An 18,407-nucleotide genomic window follows, 5' to 3' on the forward strand; every position below is an offset into this window, starting at 1 on the left:
AAAAGAAAATAAAAGATATTATTCTAAACGTTTACGAGCAGCGTCAAGAATAATTTTTTGTTCAGCACGAGCAACAGTTTTTCTCACATCAGCAATAGCGTCAGTATTGGAAGAAACACTACTAATTCCAAATTCAACAAGTTTTTCAACAATGTGAGGGACACTGCCTGCTTGACCACAAATACTGCAGGTCACACCTGCTTCAGCACATTTCCTAATTGTTCTTTCAATTAATTTCATTACTGCAGGGTGTTCTTCAGAGTAGTGTTTTGCAACAAATTCGTTGTTTCTATCTACTGCAAGAGTGTATTGAGTTAAATCGTTGGTTCCTAAACTTACAAAGTCTATTCCAACATTAATATATTCATCAATCATTATCGCAGCTGCTGGAATTTCAACCATCATTCCAAAGTCAACATCCCTGTGAGGTTCAAGACCCACATCAGAACAGATCGCTTTGGCTTGTATAAGCTCTTCAGGACTTTGTGACAATGGAATCATAATACCAATATTTGTGTATCCTTTTTCATGCAATTTTTTAATAGCTTTAAATTCGCATTCAAGAATTTCAGGTTGGTCAAGTTCTCTTCTAATTCCTCTCCAACCAAGCATTGGATTATGCTCCATAGGTTCGTTTTCCCCACCTTCCAAAGTGATGAATTCGTCAGTAGGCGCATCTAAAGTTCTATACCATACAGGTTTTGGATAAAATGCATCTGCTACGATTTGAACATTATCAGCAATTGTATCAATTAACTCATCTTCCCTGTTCTCAGCAATAAATTTACCTGGGTGAACACCGGAAGTCAACATCAAATGTTCAGTTCTTAAAAGTCCAACACCATCAGCACCGGTAGCTGCAGCTTTCTGTGCAGCTTCAGGCATACTAACATTAGCCTTAACTTCAGTTACAGTAATAATAGGAGCTGATTCAACAGTACCTGTAACAATATTTGCAGATTCCTCTTTAATCTCAAAGATTCCGTCAAATACCAATCCTTTTTTACCATCTATTGTAACACCAAAATTTTCTTCTAATTTTGTTGTAGCATCAGCAGTTCCTACAACACAAGGAATTCCAAGTTCACGAGAAATAATTGATGCATGACATGTTACTCCACCTTCATCAGTTACAATGCCGCTTGCCCTTCTCATGGCAGGAACCATATCCGGTGTGGTCATTGTTGTAACCATGATGTCACCATCTTTAATTTTATCTAGTTCATCAATGTCGAAAACAACTTTAACATTACCAGATGCCATACCAGGACTTGCTCCAAGACCCCTTACAAGAACATCACCTAACTCAGAAGATGCATCATCATTTCCTTCAGATCCAACATCACCTAAAGTTGTAATTGGCCTAGCTTGCAATAAGAATAAACTATCATTTTCAAAAGCCCATTCAGTATCCATTGGCTCACCATAATGAGCTTGAACTCTTTTACCCATTTCAGTTAATTCAATGAGCTCTTCATCTGACAATACCCTTTTATTTCTTAAATCTTCAGGAACATCAACTTTTATACTGGTGCCTTTATCATCATTAGTGTACATTATTTTTTTATCACTAATTGTAACATTAATAATTTCATTAGCTTTTTTATCAACCTGGTAATTATCAGGAGTTACATCACCAGATACAACAGCTTCTCCAAGACCCCATGACCCTTCTATTAAAGCTATTTCTTCACCGGTGGATGGATTTACAGTAAACATTACTCCTGCTTTATCTGCATGTGCCATTTTCTGAACAACAACAGCGATGAAAACTTTTGAATGTTCAAAGTTGTTTTCCTCCCTGTAAAAGATTGCTCTTGCTTCAAATAAGGAAGCCCAACATTTTCTAATGTATTCAATTACTTCATCATCCCCAGAAACATGTAAGAAAGTATCCTGTTGACCTGCAAATGACGCTTCAGGCAAATCTTCTGCGGTTGCAGATGATCTGATTGCCACATCAACGTCATCTTCCCCAACTCTTTGACAAAGTTCATTATAATATTCACGAATAAATAAAACTAAATCTTCTGGAATAGGTGCTTCAATAATAAGTTCTTTGATTTCCTTGGAAGCGGCTTGAAGAGCTTTAGTATCATTGATATCAATTTCTTCAAGAATGCTCATAACTTTATCGTTGATTCCTGCCTCATCCATAAATTTTTCATAAGCTTGCGCAGTTACTACAAAACCTGGTGGAACTGGAATACCCGCTTGGGTTAATTCACCCAAATTAGCACCTTTTCCGCCTGCAATTCTAATATCGGATTTGGATAAATCCTCAAATTTTACAACATACATGAAATATAACCTCTCAGATTAAAAATATATTACATTGACCATAAGAATCAGTCAATATTAATATTAAATATGATTTTTAAAGTTTAAATATTTAATGAAAAAAAAAGTATTTTAATCATGAAATAAGTTAATAAAAAAAGAGTAGAAAAGATTAATTAAATTAATCTATTTAACTAAATCTGCGCCTTTGTCAACGACAATTTTACAAGGAACCGGCAATTTCATTCCTGCTCTCTTGAGCGCAATTTTAGCTTGTTCAAAGTTTTTTTCCTGACAGTCTATTGTGACAATTTTTTGATTCTTTTTAACAATAGCTTCAACAGAAATTGGTTTACCGAAAGCGTTTCTCATACCACTTTGTACCCTATCTGCTCCTGCACCAGTTGCCATTGGGTTTTCTCTTACAATTTGATGAGGATATACTCTTAATTTTAAGTGGTATCCCATTCTTCCTGCAGCCCTTTGCATTAATCTGTTAGAAGCAATCCTTGCAGCTTCTAAAGAGTTGTGTCTAATTTGAACCGGTTTTTTAACAGCTAAACTTACAGATACTGGAAATTCATCTTTTAAATTTCCCATATCATATTGTACAATTCTTGAATTTGGGGTTTTTCTAATATAATCTCTTCTTGTATAAGCACGAACCATAATTCTTCCTCCGAGTTAAACATAAAATGTTTTAATTAAAAATAGCTAAAAATAATGAATTTTCCAAATAGCTATATAAAAATTATATCACAATATAATAGAATATTTAAATATATTAATTAAGTTATTAATAAAGGTTACCCCATTTTTAAGAATTCAACTACAAAAAATATTTTATTATAAGAAATGATATATAAATATATTATGAAAATAGAGGGAAATATTGTTTTTACATATAACAATGCGGACAATTCCAAATTAGTATTTGATTCACTGGAAGTAGACAATGAAGACTATCTAGAATCAAAATTAACTGGAAATTCAATTGAATATAAAATTACAAGTGAAAAATTAGGTAGCTTTCTTGCAACTGTTGATGATTTAATTTCTTCTGAAATTGTTGTGGAAAAAATCGTTGAAAAAAGCAAATAATAAAAACTTTTATATAAATAGATTAACAGATATTAGATTTAATATGACTAATTCGTTATGGGAGTGAAATTTATGGAATGTTATTATCATCCAGACAGAGAGGGCACAGATACTTGTGCTATATGTGGAAAATCAATTTGTAAAGAATGTGGTTTAGAAATTGCAGGAAAAGAATACTGTAAAGAATGTTTAGAAAAAATTGTAGGTCTTGGAATTGAAAACAAATCTAAAGAGCAACCTCAATCAGTTGTCAGTCAAGAACCTGTGAAAACTGAACCTGCAAGATTAAATAAAAAACCAGTTGAAGAAAATATATATCAACCACCGGCTGAAGAAGAAATTTATGCTCCTCAAAAAGAAGTTCAACCAACCCATGAGATTAAACAAATTCCTGAAGATTCTCCATACAATATTAAAAAGGATATTGCTTATTCAGGAGGTCTTGAATCATCTTATATACAAGAAAATGAACCTATTCCTCAGATGATAGAAGAAACTCCTAAAATAACTCAAAACGAATATATTGCACCAAATACAAATTCGCAAGAATTTATTTATCCGGATCACTCTTACAAACCTCAGCCAACTAGTGCAAGAATAGAATTAGAAGATAAATATGAAAAATATTTAGATGATTTATACTTCGATGAAAATGATGTGCCTTTAGGGGAACAATTAGCTAAGGATGAGGAAGAATACGGTTCTTTAACTAGAAGACAGTACAGGCCTAAATCTGAAGAACCAATTCTAAAAGAAAAAACAGCAAAAAAACCTAACAGACCAGAAACTCCAGAAGAAATGGAAGCAAGGATTAGAGCTGAAATTTTAGCTGAACAACAAGGCGGCAAAAAATCTAAAAGAGATAAAAAAGGTAAGGACAATATCCATAATCTAAATTATCAAGAAGAAAAAGAGCCAATGGGCATTGTTGACATTCTTTTAACAATTATATTGATTCTCGTTGTGTTAATTGTTATTTACTATTTAATTTACATATTTACATTAAGTACATATTATTCAACATTTATAGATGCAATATATGCACTTTCAAACCCTCAAAATGTAATCAATAATATTTTAAGCCCTCAATAATGGATGATATTTTCATTATTGACTTTTTCTTTAAATTTTTCTAAACTATCTTCATTTTTATAATCTAATACTCTGATATTTGCCGGATATCTGTCAATGTATGTGGATATTGTTTTTTTAGGAATCGGATTTTCCAAAATACTTAAAACTCTTTGGTGGAAATGAGATGAAAATCCTTGTAATATGGAGTTTTCCAAACTTTCTAAATTGTCATGATGCCTATTTTCAATAATCTTTCCTGCTAATTTATCATTGAATAAATTTAGATTGCTTAACTCTTCAAAGGAATAATTGTTTGCAGTATCTAGAATTTTTTCCACATCACGAATACCGTAAATTATGGAACCTTTCCTAATTTCTCTTTTAAGCACTTCAATTGTTTTTTGAGGCATCATATCAACCACCCCCTCAAAATTATCTTGAAGGATGCTTTCACGAATTAAAGTGCCACTTACCCCTTCAATTCTTTTAACAAAAATGAATTTATCAGCATAATCAAATCCTATTTTAGATAATGAATTTGAAAAAGAGGTTATTACATAATTATCTTCCTCAAGTTTACCCTCCATAAGGGTTTCTTTAGTGGTTTTATCTACAATTTTATAGGGTTTTGAAGCGATGTGATGCCCCATATTAATTCTATCTAATATTTCATCCATTCCTTCCACTGCCTTATATCCTCTTGGAATATAATCCGTGTTTAAGGCTTGAAACATTTTACAAAGACATAATGAATATTGACCTGACCCCATAATCCCCATGGGAGGACCTTCAACTACAATATCTGCACCAACTGAAATTGCAATTTCTGCCCTAATTTCCCTAGGCAATATATATGGGATTCCTCTACCACTTCTCTCAAAGAGACCTGGAACAATAGCTACAAATAATGATTTAGGAAACATGCTTTTAGCAGTTTTCATACAATGAAAATGACCATTATGTAAAGGATTATACTCTGTGAAATCTGAAACTAAAATCGTATCACAAGTGCTATCTGAAATTTTACAATCGCATTCCAAATCATTATAAAATAATTCCATATCACGTTTGAGAATACTGGAAACTTGAGACATAATAGAAAATTTATTTTTAAATTTAAAAAAAGTTATGTTTTAAAAATAAGAACAACAAATAGAAACAATAAGGTGACCAACATGGATTTAATTTTAAAGAATTGCAGATTAGTTGATGAAAATGGGGAATGTTTTATTAAAGTTGAAGATGGAAAAATAACCGGCATTTCAAAAACACCCATAAAAGGGGATGATGTACTTGATGTTAAAAACAATTATGTCCTTCCGGGATTTATAGATCCCCATATACATTTTAGAGATCCTGGATTAACTCAAAAAGAAAATTTTAAAACTGGAAGTTTAGCTGCAGCAAATGGCGGATTTACAACAGTTATTGACATGCCAAATACAATTCCTAAAACAAATACATACGCCGCATTAAAAGAAAAAATTAAGATTGCCCAAAGTAAATCTGTAGTTAATTTTGAACTTCAGATAGGTCCAAATTCATTAAAAGAAATGAAAAAGATGATGGAGTTAAATCCGATTTCGGTAAAAGTATTTATGGATTTGGAAAGCGATGAAAGCTTAGGAAAAATATTCCATGATTTATCCATATTAAAAGAAACTACCGATTATAACGGTTTAGTTGCAACACATTGTGAGAAAAAATCCATTGTTGATGTAGAAACTCGAAAATTACAAGAAAAAGGAGAAAATAAAGCTATTGATTATTCATATGGAAGACCTTCACAAGCTGAAGATGAATCTGTAAAACAAGCAATCGAACTTGCAAAGGATAATGATTTAAGATTGCATATTTGCCATCTAAGCTCACGTAAAGCCCTAAACTTAGCAAAAAGTGTAAGCAAAACCATACCTATAAGTTGGGAATTTACTCCCCACCACCTATTACTAGACAATGCCGCATATAATCTATATGATACCTTCACAAAAACCAATCCTCCACTTAGACCAGAAAAAGATAGTGTAAACATTAATGATTTAGACGAAAATTCAATAATCGGAACTGACCATGCGCCCCACACAATTGAAGATAAAACAAAAGGAATCTGGGAATCCTCTCCAGGAATACCGAATCTTGAAACTGTAGTCCCACTTCTTTTAACGGAAGTGAACAAGGGAAATATAGATTTCAAAACAATACCGAAAATTTTTAGTGAAAATGCATCTAAAATCTATGAATTAAACACAAAAGGAAAACTAGCCATAGGTTACGATGCCGACTTTACAATAATTGATTTGAAGAGAAAAGGTAAATTTAACATCAGTGAATTTAAAACAAAAGCAGAATACTCTCCATTTGATGGATGGGAATATCAAGGATTGCCAATAATGACAATAGTCAAGGGTAAAATAGTAATGGATAAAATATAACTAATTTTTAAAAAAAATAATAAATAGGTGTGTGTTTCCACCTATTTATAACATAAAGCATTTTCTGGGCAAGCTTCCATACATTGACCACATAAAGTACAAAATCCAGCAATTGGTAATTTAGGATTTTCTGACTTATGTAACATATCATATGGACAAGTCTCTATACAGTCACCACATTGATCACATTTAGATGGGTTGAATTCTATTCTGTCTCTAGATACAGTTTCACCATTGATTTCCAATTCAATAGAACCAACAGATAATGCATCATTAGGACAAATAGAAGCACAAGCACCACATCTTATACAACTAGTAAATGATGGATCTGAATCAGTTTCGACTAAAGCTGGGCATGACATACCAGTTTTGGTAATTACACGGATAGCTTCAGTAGGACATTTATTAGCACATGCACCAATGAATTCACATTTTTCTGAATCCCAACCAAGACCTTCAGCATCGACAGGAGAACCTTCACCCCATTCAACATCAATATCTAATGCGTCAACAGGACAAAGTTTTACACATAAACTACATGCAGCACAAATTTCTGGAATCATTACAGTTAAATTTCCGCCATTAGCTTTAATGAAATCTCCAGGACATGCTTCAACACAAGTGTTACATCCAATACATTTAGCTGAATTAAAGGTAAATGATTTGATTTCTTTTGAACGTTTAACAGGTTTTTTCTCGGAAATGAAAATTGCATTCCAAGGACATGTTTGTGAACATAAACCACATCTAATACAATCATCATTTACAGTAATAGGACTTCCCACTTCCTCAAGAGTAATAGCATGTACAGGACAAGGATCTACACAAGTTCCACATCCGACACAATTGTTGATGTAAACAGGTCCTTTTCCTTTAAGATCAAGTTCATACTCTTTAGGTTCAACAACACCAGGAATTCCAATTACATCTACTGGGCAAATGTCAACACATTTTTGACACATTACACAGAATCCTTCAACTTCTTTTAATTTAGCACCAGTGACTTTAATAGTTTCTTGTGGGCAAACTTCTTCACATTTACCACAGGAATCGCATAATATTGAGTTGAATACTAATCTTGCTTGTTCAACGCCTTCAGCAATTTCGTACATTTCAACTTTTAATGCTCCGTTAGGGCAAACATCCGCACATTTAGGTTCTCCACCACAAGTGTCACAGTGAATAATAGCATTTGGTGTTACATCAATAGCTGATGTAGGGCAAGTACCTTCACATGCTCCGCATTTAATACAGCCATCTTCGTTAAATACAATCATTTATAAAACCCCCTTAAACTTAGAATTTTTTAATGAGGTTTCCTTCACTGTCTACAATATCTACTTCAGCTAATCTCATTTGACTATCCATTGAGTGGGTAGCACATGATAAACATGGGTCGTAAGCTCTGATAACCATTTCCATTAAGTTAAAGATACTATCATCAACTTCCATACCAGGTTTGATATAGTCTTTAGCAACTTGATGAATACCCATTTCCATAGCAGGGTTGTTTTGGATTGTAGCTACTACAATATTAGCATAAGAGGTTAAACCATTATCATCAGATTCGTAATGATGGATCAAAGTACCACGAGGTGCTTCTACAATACCTACACCTTTACCTTCAGTTCTTTCTAATTCATCTGGGAATTTTTGACCAGATAAGTCTTCTTCTAATGCAGCAGCAGCACATTCAGCAGATGCTAAAATTTCGATAATCCTAGCATAGTTGAATAATAATGGTGCTTGAGCATATCCAAAGTCTTTATGGAATTGTTTGAAAGCTTCTTGTGCAAGAGGTGCTTCTTTAGGCATTTGATCACAAACATTAATTCTGGATAAAGGTGCTACTCTGTAAATACCTTCTGGGTATCCCAATTCTTTAAGGTATGGGAACTTTAACCATGAGTAAGGTTTTACATGTTCAGCAACATGGTCAACATATTCTTCATTTTTGTATTCGAACATGTCACTGCCATCTTTATCTCTGAATCTAACGTTACCATTATATACGTCCCAAGTTCCATCAGGTTTTACGAGACCACAGTGTCTAGTGTCGCCAAAGTAACCTAATGAAGAAACTAAGTCAATTTTTTCTTCGAAAATTGGAATAGCTAAATCTAAAGTAGCTTGTGCTAATTCCACGTTTTGTTTTGCTCTTTCGAGTAATTCTTTTTGAGTATCAGCATCTAATTCGGTAGAAATACCACCAGGAGTGGAAGATGTAGGGTGAATAGGACGGCCTCCTATTTTTCTAACTATTTCTAAACCGTTTCTTCTGATATTAATTGCTTGAAGTGCAACTTCTGGCATGTCTTTAATTACTTGGAAAACATTTCTAGTTTTTCTAGTTCCGTCAGGAATAATTAAATCTGGTGCAGCTAAGAAGTAGAAATGAAGTGCGTGAGAGTGCATGTATGAACCCCAGTTCATAATTTCTCTCATTCTGTATGCAGCAGGTAAGATTTCATTATCATCGAAGCCGAAAATTTGGTCAACTGCTTTTGCAGCTGCTAAATGATGTTGTACATCACAGATACCACAGATTCTTGGTACGATTCTTGCTAATTCTTCAACAGGACGACCTTGTAAAAATTTTTCGAATCCTCTGAATTCCATAACATGTAATCTTGTTTCCTCAACATTTCCTGCATCGTCAAGATGCACAGTAATTTTTGCGTGTCCTTCAATACGAGTGACAGGCTCCATAGTAAGTTTAACCATTTTATTCTCCTCCTTTCTGCATTTTCATTGGTACTAAAGCAGCAGGCAATGTGTAAGTATAGAAAGTACCTACAATATCATCTAACTGATCAGCAACTGTTTCTGGATCAACAGTTTTATCTTCTTGTACACCATAGTCAGATGCAATCGCACTAATCATTTTAGCTCCTTGATCTAATACTTTAGCAGTAGGACCGTAACATCCTCTACATTGGATACCGATAGCAGGGCATTCTGCACCACATAAGGATACGGTAGCAGGACCCATACATACTAAACCTTGAGTAATTAAACATAAATCAGGTTCAGGAGCTCCTAATTCAAATTGTCTTTTAATGAAGTCCATAGCTAAACCAGCAGGTGGTTTTTCTCTAGGACATACTTCACAAAGGTTAGTTGAAGGTAATTCGATGGTTTCTCCTCTTAATAATGTTAAAATAGCTTCTGCTACAACATCAGAACGAGGTGGGCAACCTGGAATCATTAAATCAATATCCATAGATTCACTGATAGGTCTTACTCTGCTTTCGAGATGAGGTACATCTTCATTAGGAATAATGCCTTCAGGGTTTACAGTGGATACGGAATTAATGTATGCTTCTTCTTCTAATTCTTCTACAGTCCATAAGTTTCCAAGACCTGGAATACCGCCGTAACAAGAACAAGTTCCGTAAGCAATTACCATTTTAGCTTTTTCATTTAACATTTCAGCTAATTCTCTGTTTTCATCGTTTCTTACTCCACCTTCTACGATAATAATATCCAACTCTGGCACTTCATCATATTTAGTATCCATGAGTACAGGGGAAAATTCGAAATCCGCAAATTCCATAATATCAATTAAGGATTCATGGAAATCCGCAATGGATAAGTGGCAACCGGAACATCCGCCAAACCACATAGTTCCTATTTTTACTTTATCTGCCATATTCATTCCTCCAATTTATCTTTCAGCATCTAATTGTTGTTTTAATGGAGCTGGACCTAATTCCTTGATTCTGTTAACCATCATTTTAACAGCTTCAGAGAATTTTTCACCTTCAGATGCGGAAATCCAATCATGGTGAACTCTTTCTTTTCCAATTCCCATATCTTCAACTAATTTATAGATTAATCTCATCCTACGATCTAATTTGTAGTTACCTGCATCATAGTGGCAGTCACCCATGTGACACCCAGCTACAAATACACCGTCAGCACCTTCTTTAAATGCTTTTAAAACAAATTGTGGGTCAATTCTTCCAGAACACATTACACGAATAACTCTAATATTCGGTGGGTATTGCATACGTGCAGTACCTGCTGTGTCTGCTCCTCCATAGGAACACCAGTTGCAACAAAACATTACAATTTTTACATCATCAGCCATAGAGTTTCTCCTCCTCTACAAATATTTATTTCCGATTTTATGAAAACTTATGTCTTTCAAAAATCTAATTTTAAAGTTTTTTAAAATATTTTAAAATTCTTTTAAGAAATACCGTTTAGGTACACCTTAAAAACACAATTTTGCGTACGTAATGAGCTAGCTCAGCAATACATTATGTACTGGTTAATATATTATATTAATAATTAATATAAAGGTTACTTAGAAATTAAAGTCAAAAAGTTTATATACTATAAAACAAAATTTTGAAAAAAAAGAAAATTAAGATAAAAAAAGAAAATAAAAGGGAAATTACATTCCCTCAACACTCATATCAATCATTTTTTGAGTTTGCTCAGCTAATTCATCAGGAAGGCCAGTAATATCCATGTTTAAAAATCCTCGAACAATCATTGATTCAGCATCTTCTTCTGTAATACCTCTGGAAGTTAGATAGTTAATTTCATCTTCAGAAATTTTACCAACCGCAGCTTCATGAGACATTTCAAGATTTGCAGAACTGGCTTCAAGCTCAGGAACCGCATAAATGAAACTTTCATCATCTAAAACTAATCCATGGCATTCTAAGTGTCCTCTAACATCAGGAACAAAACCTGCTAGGTGACCTCTTGAATAAATATGAGATTGATCTTGGGACACGGCCCTTGAAATAACTTCAGCACGAGCTCCTTTAGCATTTAAAAGTGCTCTGGAACCTACGTCAATAATAGAATTCTTTTTGCCCCCCTGAATACTTTGGAAAATGGCTCTTGAATTTTCACCATTACAGTATGCAGTAGGATAAGACTGGATAGTTCTAACAGGACTTGTTAGAATATAGTTGTTAATATAAGTTGAATTATCTGCTAAGTTTATACCAGTTCTAGGTCTAACTTCAACATCCTCAGCCCAATCATGAACCATGGTGAAAGTAATTTTAGACCCAGGTTTTAAATAAATTTCAGAAATACCTATATGCAATGCGGAACTTACATCATGACTAGTAGCACAGCCAGTGATTAAATGCAATTCAGAATTTTCTTCAGCAATAATTACATTATGAACAGTTTGCATAACATCCTGGTCACTAATAAACATGCATGCTTGAACAGGCATGACCTCTTTGGTTCCTGGAAGTGATCTAATAAAGTATCCGCTATTAACTCCTTTTTCCTGTTCAACCAAAGCAGTTTTTGCAGTATATTTATCAGCATCAGGTTTTACAACTTGCCAGAGATAATCCTCCAACCAATTATACTTTTCTAAAGCAATTCCAATGTTCATAAGTTCGATTGATTTAGACATGGAATTATTTGTAAATACATTACTTTGATCCACCTGGAAATAAGAACCTGCCCTGTTCTCCTCCTCGGTATCTACACCAACTTTCAATAAATCATTTTTAGTGCTTTTATTAACATCGTCTAATGCATCTATCATATCAATAGCATTAACTGTTTCTTCAGTGAAATTTTCAATATTAATATCCACACCAATAGCTGCTTTTTTATCTTTTGCCCTTGCAGCATCCTCATAAACATTGCGCACACTCAACACATCCTTCAAAACCATTTTGCCTAATATCTTCGAGAATTTCTAGAGGATTACCTGAACAAGCAATAACACCATTCATTAAAACATGGGCTTTATCAGCATTTACAAAGTTTAAAATATAACCTAAATGAGTAATTAAAAGACCGCTTCTTTTTCTTGTACCTTGTGGTTTCTCTTTATCAAGTAAAGTTCTAATTTCTGAAGCTAATAATTCTACATTTTCAATATCCACACCAGAATCAGGTTCATCAAACATTGTGAAATCCGGCATTTGTGCAAGTAATTGTAATATTTCGGAACGCTTTACTTCCCCTCCTGAGAACCCATAATTAACATCCCTACTTAAAAATTCGTCACTGAATTTTAATTGTTCAGCCAATTCTTGCATTCTTGGATTTAAATCCTCTTTTATATCTTGATTAGAAATTATCTTAATTAAATCTCTAACAGACACCCCCCTAATAGAAGGTGGAGATTGGAAACTTACCCCAATACCTAGTTTTACTCTATCTGCAGTATCCAAATCAGTAATATCCTGACCTTTGAATTTAATAGAACCCTGAACAATGTCATACTGTGGAAAACCTAAAATTGTTAAAAATAAAGTACTTTTACCTGCACCATTAGGTCCTAAAAGAACATGGGTTTCCCCTTCCTCAATTGAAAGATTGATGTTCTTTAAAACTTCTTTTCCAGCTACTTCAACAGCCAAATTTTCAATTTCAAGTAACATATAATCACCTTTATGAATAAATATGAATTTGTTTTACACAATAGTAACTATTAATTTACTAAATATAAATAGTTATCACAATTTATAAAATAAAAATAAAAAAAGAAGATAACTGAAATTATTCAGTTACAATAATGAATTCGCCAACTTTTTCAACTTTAGCGAAAGGAACTAATAGCAAGTCACCGTTTCTTTTAGCACCTTTAACATGGATATTACGATCATTTTCAATCCTAATAGCAATATCGACAATTTTACCAGTTTTTTCATTAATGATTAACTCATCCAATACGCCAAGGATACGTGCATTGTTAGTAGCTACTTGGTAGTTCTTAATTTCGCTCCATAATTTTTCTTCTCTTTTAGGAATTTGTTTATTATCCATTAAATCACCTGATTAAAATAATTCTAGTTATATAAACTATTAAACTTCATTATATTTAAATATAATATTCATAATATAATTTTTCTGCAATTTTACTATCTGGAATGGTATTAATGTTTAATGCCAATTCGACTTTTCTAAGAACTAGCTGATTTTCATCCTGGAGAATATTTTCACTTCTCAAGACATTTAATCCAGACGGAACGCAACCATTAAACTCATAAGAATAATCAAGTCCCAAATCCTGAAAAACCTCAACAGGAACAACAACAGATAATGCATCTTTATCGGATTTCAGATAGTAATCTAAAACCTGATCAATGGTTTCAGTTGATATAAAAGGCAAATCAGCATTAATAAAAAGTAGAATATCATTTTTAGATTTATTTTCAAAATAATCTAAGACATAAGACAAATCTTTAAGATAGTCTTCACCAGAAGTAGGCAAAATTTCAAAATCACCATTTAATGATTTCAAATATTGGGTAGTTTCAACGGTGTTTGGACTAACTGCAATAACAACTTTGTCAACTAATCTAGAAGATTCCAAATTATCAAGTACATACTTAATTAAAGGTTTATCATGTAATTTGAAAATAGGTTTTTCCTGCGGAACTTTCAGTCTAGTTCCCATACCTCCAGCCATCAAAATTGCATAAATCATGAAAAACCCAAATGTTTAAGCGAATTTGCCGCCCATCATTTTCATACGGTCTTTAAGAATACATCTTCCACCTTGTTTACCTCCAATAGGCACTTTAGGTGTTCCCATGGAATTCATACAACGAGCCATGATTGCAGATCCAAGAGCAAGGCCATCTTCAACAAAAACAACACTCTCAAATTTATCTTGAACCGCTTCTAAAATAAGTTCAGGTTTACGTCCGGTAATACCTGCTCTTCCAGTAATGCCCAATGCAGAACCTGGAATGATAACATTTTCTTCAAATGCAACATCAAGCACCCTTTTTACAATATTTGTACTTACATAATCAAGAGTTGAAAGTAAAGTTGGAAGGCCATCCTTATCATAGAATTGTGCACCCAATTCCATTAGTTCATCTAATTTGTCCCCATTAAAACCAACATCACAACCAATTAAAGTAGTGCCTGCTTTTTCAGCAGCCACAGGATCTACAGGTACAGTACCAAATCTATCAACATCCATCGGTACTTTAGAAATATTAATTAATTTATGAGCTTCAAGTGCATTAGCTTCAGCTATTTTATGATTAGCTTTTTTCATCGCCTTTTTAGAGTATAAATCTAAAGCAGCTCCATTTTTCTTATCAATTTGGCCAGAGCCCTTTACTAAAGAGTCGCTTACAACACCTGCGAGACCTAAGAAGTTGCCTATGGTATTTGCATAAGGTTCATTATCATTAACAATACGGCCTGCCAAAGTAGAACCGAAATCAAGAGAAACACACGGATTTCTAAAATCAACATCAGTCCATTTTGCACCCAATTTAATTCCGGCCGTAACAAGCTCTCCCTCCATTTCATTTGCAACAGTTTCTTTTCCTTTAGGAGGCACAACACTTACAACAGCCCCATCAAACATTACATTTTCTAAAAGTGAATGCCTTTGCAATCTTTCTGGAAGTTGAGAAATACTCATTGCAGGAGACATTTTACGAGGAGGGATATCTGCTTCAAGACAGCCATCAGCTAAAGCAATAATAAGCTGACCTGCTTCTTCAGCAGTTGCAAAACCAGCAGTTACTCCAGTTGACCTTACAACAAAATCCAAATCCTCATCTTTATCAACTTGACATTTTTTAAGAGATTCTAAAACAGTATCCTTGATCAAATCAGTAACGGCTTCCTTAGAAAGTTCAATGCCCCAAACTGTTTTACCAAAAACTTCCTCTGAAGGTTTAGGTTTCCTGATATCACGAGTCATTTTAACAGTTTTATTTAATAAATAAGATTCACTAGTGTTTAAATTAGTAGCCATCACAATAGATTTAGTAGTAGTGTTACCCAATTCAACGGAAGCAGTTACATAAAATGTGTCTGGTTTTTTAACAGTGCCCGGATTTGCAGGACCTGCCATTTGAGCCTTTAAAGTAGCTAAATTACCCTCTTTTGAATGAGCGATAATAGGCTTAGGCCCCTTCTTAAAAATTTTACTTAAAAATGACATAATTAACCTCTCCAAATATAAAGTTAATTAATAATCTCTTTTTATAGCAATATAAATTTTATTAAAAAGTTTTAAATAGTTGAAAAGTAGTTAAAAAAATTAAAGATTAGATGAAATTAATCATCTAATCAGGACCCCATTTTATTTATAATAAATTGTTAATTGGGTGTTCTTCTACAGGTTCGGTACCGATATCTTTTGCTGCTTCAGCAATCATAATATCCGCCATACCACAGGCAGGGAAAGCAAGTCTTGCATTTTCAATTGGTCCGAAGAGAACAAAGTCTCCACCAGCCATTTGTTGAACAATGTTAGAACCAATATCGCAAACAGGCCATGCTTCTTTGTGTTCTTTTTTGTATCCTCTTAACCAGTCCCATGCAGATGGAACGTTGTGAATACCAGATCCTACCGGATAACCCCATTTGGATTTAACCGCGAAAGAAGTTCTTACAGCAGGTCCTGCACCTTGACCTAATGGAGTAACTGCTACATCCATGAACGGTTTAGTAATGCCGCATTCTTCAGCCATTTCAAGGATACCTTGATCAATTACATCACCACCAGTTTCCCAAATTTGGAGTTTGCCTTCAACACCAGGGTTCATTGGGTTGAAACCTAAAAGGATAGATGCATCAATATCAGAGGTTTTAACTGCTTCAATTTCACCAGGTTCTGCAGCCATACTTAAAGAGTTGTAAACAGCCCTTTCAGATAATCCTACTTCTTGAACGTATTCTACACCTGCAATTTTTGCTGCTGCTGCAGTTGAATCTATAAGGAAAGGTTTGTCACAAATATCACCAACAAATTCTAAGTATTTTACCATCGCTTCTGGAGTAGCACCAAAAGTTTGTACAATACAAGGATTTCCAGTTACATCAGACATTTCTTCCATTGTTTTAATTCTTTCTTCCGCAGCATCTTTATCAAAGATACCTTCTTTTTCATCACTAATAATATTGTGTCCGCCGTAGAAGATTGTTCCTGCTAAAACAGTAGGGTATTCACCAGGTTGTCCCCCCATTTTCATACCAGCAATATCAACGACGAGTTGTTCTTTATCAAATCTAAACATAAGTAAACCTCCTTAAATTAAGGTAGATAACATTGAAGCTATACCGAATTTTATAGCTACAATTAAAATAATTAATCCAATTATAATACCATATAAAATACCAACATCTCTACCGTTTTGTTGACCTAAACGTTGATAATATTCCCCAACAGTGAAATCAACTTTTTCTTCAGCATCATCTAATCTTTCGACAATATCTTTAACTTCATCTGTGGAAACCATGACTTGAGGTATTGAATTTTCTTCACTCATAATAACACCCCTTAGAACCCTAATAATTTTGCAATTACAGGAATGATTACAATTAAAAGTATTGCTATGCAAGCACCTAAAGCAAATCCTTTAACTCTAGTTGCAAGTAAACCTGCAAAAAGTTTACCTTCTCTTGCAAGGAGTTTTGAACTGTATTCAGCATCATCAGCTGCAGTTTTCATCCCATTTATATTTGGTTTATTTGAAATTTGTACCATATTCATCTCCTCCTTAAATCAAGAATAAAACTCCAACCACTAAAGTAAAAGCCAATCCAATCATTATGCCCTGAACTTTACCAGCATAGTTTCCTGCCATATTTCTTTGGACAGCACCCACCATGTCGATTTTAGTGTTAATATCTCTAATTCTTGCTTCAATGAGTGCAGTTTCAGCAGAAACAACTCTAATTGCTTCACCTTCTTCTTCTTCAGCATCATCTCCTTCAACGGAAATAACCATAGCTTCTTCTTCAAAAGCACCAGGATCTTTTTCTACACATTCATTGATTTTTGATTGTATTGCTCCAATATCTTCTGTGTCAATTAAATCAACAATTTCTAATTGTTGTTGGAATCTTTCAACACCTTCAAGAGGAACATTTTCTACGAATGGAATTGCACCGGTTGCACCAATAATTTTCTTTTTATCAGGGTCAGCACCATTTGAGTGTAAAGCTTTAAAACTCTGACCAGTAATGTGACCTTGCACTTCAGCACCCGCTAATATTAAAAAACGGATATTAGGGTTTGAGATAATATTCGCAACAACTTTTTCAATTCCTAAGTTTTCTGTTTTACATGGACCTGCAATAGCCGCGCCAGAAAGTTCAGCTTCAATGTGAGAAGCTAAAGTGGTTACTGCAACTGGGCTTTCTGGATCACCAACAATGTAATCCCCACTGATAACCGGCCAACCATCTGCAGGAGCTTTTTTATCAGCCATCTATAAAACCCCCATTCTCATTAATATAGGCAATGCAGCAAAGATAATGAATGTAGCTAATAAGAATCCATATACCATATTTGTTAATAATCCTGCAGTTACATAAGAACCTTCTCTTCCAGGGAAAGATCCGACAGGACTTGTATATGGGTCTAATGAAGCCATTAATTCATCAGCAGCTAATTCAACTTTTGCTATTTGTTCATTTACATCATCCATAGATAGGAGCACAATTCCTGAACCTAAAGATGAACCAATAACCCCATTAACTGGGTCATATGCAAAATTCATTTCAGGTACAATTTGTACCATAGGTAACATTTGAGCCATATTT

The 18,407-nt window shown here is 33.9% G+C and carries 20 protein-coding genes; 3 read left to right on the forward strand and 17 right to left on the reverse strand.

Translation table 11 applies throughout. The annotated features are described in order from the left end of the window. Window positions 1-18: 18 nt before the first annotated feature. A complete protein-coding gene (gene ppsA / locus Q9969_RS06060) occupies window positions 19-2,301 on the reverse strand; it encodes a phosphoenolpyruvate synthase (protein ID WP_305555494.1) in 2,283 nt (760 codons plus the stop codon). 165 nt (window positions 2,302-2,466) lie between these two features. Continuing rightward, on the reverse strand, window positions 2,467-2,949 hold the full coding sequence (rplJ, locus tag Q9969_RS06065; RefSeq protein WP_305555497.1) for a 50S ribosomal protein L16: 483 nt from the start codon (window positions 2,947-2,949) through the stop codon (window positions 2,467-2,469). A 204-nt stretch (window positions 2,950-3,153) separates the two neighbouring features. On the opposite strand from rplJ, the gene Q9969_RS06070 reads away from it, so the two are divergent. Both Q9969_RS06070 and Q9969_RS06075 read left to right on the forward strand, forming a co-directional pair. Next, window positions 3,154-3,381, forward strand: a complete 228-nt coding sequence (locus tag Q9969_RS06070) for a KEOPS complex subunit Pcc1 (RefSeq protein ID WP_305555500.1) — start codon at window positions 3,154-3,156, stop codon at window positions 3,379-3,381. 72 nt (window positions 3,382-3,453) lie between these two features. Beyond that, window positions 3,454-4,473 carry an ATPase gene (locus Q9969_RS06075; RefSeq protein WP_305555503.1) on the forward strand — a complete coding sequence of 340 codons (1,020 nt, stop codon included), beginning with the start codon at window positions 3,454-3,456 and terminating at the stop codon, window positions 4,471-4,473. Here the strand turns inward: Q9969_RS06075 and Q9969_RS06080 are convergent. Next, window positions 4,467-5,549 carry a nucleotidyltransferase family protein gene (locus tag Q9969_RS06080; protein WP_305514904.1) on the reverse strand — a complete coding sequence of 361 codons (1,083 nt, stop codon included), beginning with the start codon at window positions 5,547-5,549 and terminating at the stop codon, window positions 4,467-4,469. The two genes, Q9969_RS06075 and Q9969_RS06080, sit on opposite strands and share 7 nt — an antisense overlap. 81 nt (window positions 5,550-5,630) lie before the next feature. On the opposite strand from Q9969_RS06080, the gene Q9969_RS06085 reads away from it, so the two are divergent. Next, complete coding sequence (locus Q9969_RS06085; RefSeq protein ID WP_305555506.1) at window positions 5,631-6,887, forward strand: dihydroorotase family protein; 1,257 nt, start codon at window positions 5,631-5,633, stop codon at window positions 6,885-6,887. A gap of 41 nt (window positions 6,888-6,928) precedes the next feature. Here Q9969_RS06085 and Q9969_RS06090 read toward each other — a convergent pair whose 3' ends face one another. From Q9969_RS06090 to mtrB, 14 genes are all read right to left on the reverse strand, one after another. After that, on the reverse strand, window positions 6,929-8,164 hold the full coding sequence (locus Q9969_RS06090) for a 4Fe-4S binding protein (RefSeq protein WP_305514908.1): 1,236 nt from the start codon (window positions 8,162-8,164) through the stop codon (window positions 6,929-6,931). A gap of 19 nt (window positions 8,165-8,183) precedes the next feature. Continuing rightward, window positions 8,184-9,611 carry a Ni/Fe hydrogenase subunit alpha gene (locus Q9969_RS06095; protein WP_305514909.1) on the reverse strand — a complete coding sequence of 476 codons (1,428 nt, stop codon included), beginning with the start codon at window positions 9,609-9,611 and terminating at the stop codon, window positions 8,184-8,186. 1 nt (window position 9,612) lies between these two features. Next, window positions 9,613-10,539 (reverse strand): F420-nonreducing hydrogenase, encoded by a 927-nt coding sequence (locus Q9969_RS06100; RefSeq protein ID WP_305514911.1) that lies wholly within the window; start codon window positions 10,537-10,539, stop codon window positions 9,613-9,615. Window positions 10,540-10,554: 15 nt separating this feature from the next. Continuing rightward, complete coding sequence (locus Q9969_RS06105) at window positions 10,555-10,980, reverse strand: hydrogenase iron-sulfur subunit (protein WP_305514913.1); 426 nt, start codon at window positions 10,978-10,980, stop codon at window positions 10,555-10,557. Window positions 10,981-11,289: 309 nt separating this feature from the next. Next, window positions 11,290-12,549 carry a SufD family Fe-S cluster assembly protein gene (locus Q9969_RS06110; protein ID WP_305514915.1) on the reverse strand — a complete coding sequence of 420 codons (1,260 nt, stop codon included), beginning with the start codon at window positions 12,547-12,549 and terminating at the stop codon, window positions 11,290-11,292. Further along, window positions 12,509-13,264, reverse strand: coding sequence for a Fe-S cluster assembly ATPase SufC (gene sufC / locus Q9969_RS06115; RefSeq protein WP_305514916.1), 756 nt, complete (start codon window positions 13,262-13,264; stop codon window positions 12,509-12,511). Before sufC ends, Q9969_RS06110 begins: the two co-directional genes overlap by 41 nt. A 118-nt stretch (window positions 13,265-13,382) precedes the next feature. Further along, complete coding sequence (locus Q9969_RS06120; RefSeq protein ID WP_305514918.1) at window positions 13,383-13,649, reverse strand: PRC-barrel domain-containing protein; 267 nt, start codon at window positions 13,647-13,649, stop codon at window positions 13,383-13,385. 55 nt (window positions 13,650-13,704) lie between these two features. Further along, the gene (locus Q9969_RS06125) at window positions 13,705-14,313 is read right to left on the reverse strand and encodes an NTP transferase domain-containing protein (protein WP_305514920.1); all 609 of its coding nucleotides are present in this window, start codon (window positions 14,311-14,313) and stop codon (window positions 13,705-13,707) included. 15 nt (window positions 14,314-14,328) lie between these two features. Next, window positions 14,329-15,798: a methanogenesis marker 14 protein gene (locus Q9969_RS06130; protein ID WP_305514922.1), complete on the reverse strand. Its 1,470-nt coding sequence runs from the start codon at window positions 15,796-15,798 to the stop codon at window positions 14,329-14,331. A 145-nt stretch (window positions 15,799-15,943) separates the two neighbouring features. Then, window positions 15,944-16,876 carry a tetrahydromethanopterin S-methyltransferase subunit H gene (gene mtrH / locus Q9969_RS06135; RefSeq protein ID WP_305514924.1) on the reverse strand — a complete coding sequence of 311 codons (933 nt, stop codon included), beginning with the start codon at window positions 16,874-16,876 and terminating at the stop codon, window positions 15,944-15,946. A gap of 12 nt (window positions 16,877-16,888) precedes the next feature. Then, the gene (mtrG, locus tag Q9969_RS06140) at window positions 16,889-17,128 is read right to left on the reverse strand and encodes a tetrahydromethanopterin S-methyltransferase subunit G (RefSeq protein WP_305514926.1); all 240 of its coding nucleotides are present in this window, start codon (window positions 17,126-17,128) and stop codon (window positions 16,889-16,891) included. Window positions 17,129-17,139: 11 nt separating this feature from the next. Next, complete coding sequence (locus Q9969_RS06145; RefSeq protein ID WP_305514928.1) at window positions 17,140-17,346, reverse strand: tetrahydromethanopterin S-methyltransferase subunit F; 207 nt, start codon at window positions 17,344-17,346, stop codon at window positions 17,140-17,142. 13 nt (window positions 17,347-17,359) lie between these two features. Beyond that, entirely contained in the window at window positions 17,360-18,073 is a 714-nt protein-coding gene (mtrA, locus tag Q9969_RS06150; protein WP_305514930.1) for a tetrahydromethanopterin S-methyltransferase subunit A, read from the reverse strand. Next, window positions 18,074-18,403, reverse strand: coding sequence for a tetrahydromethanopterin S-methyltransferase subunit B (gene mtrB / locus Q9969_RS06155; RefSeq protein ID WP_305514932.1), 330 nt, complete (start codon window positions 18,401-18,403; stop codon window positions 18,074-18,076). Window positions 18,404-18,407: the final 4 nt, after the last annotated feature.

The organism is Methanobrevibacter sp. V74 (genome assembly GCF_963082495.1).
Lineage (GTDB): Archaea > Methanobacteriota > Methanobacteria > Methanobacteriales > Methanobacteriaceae > Methanocatella.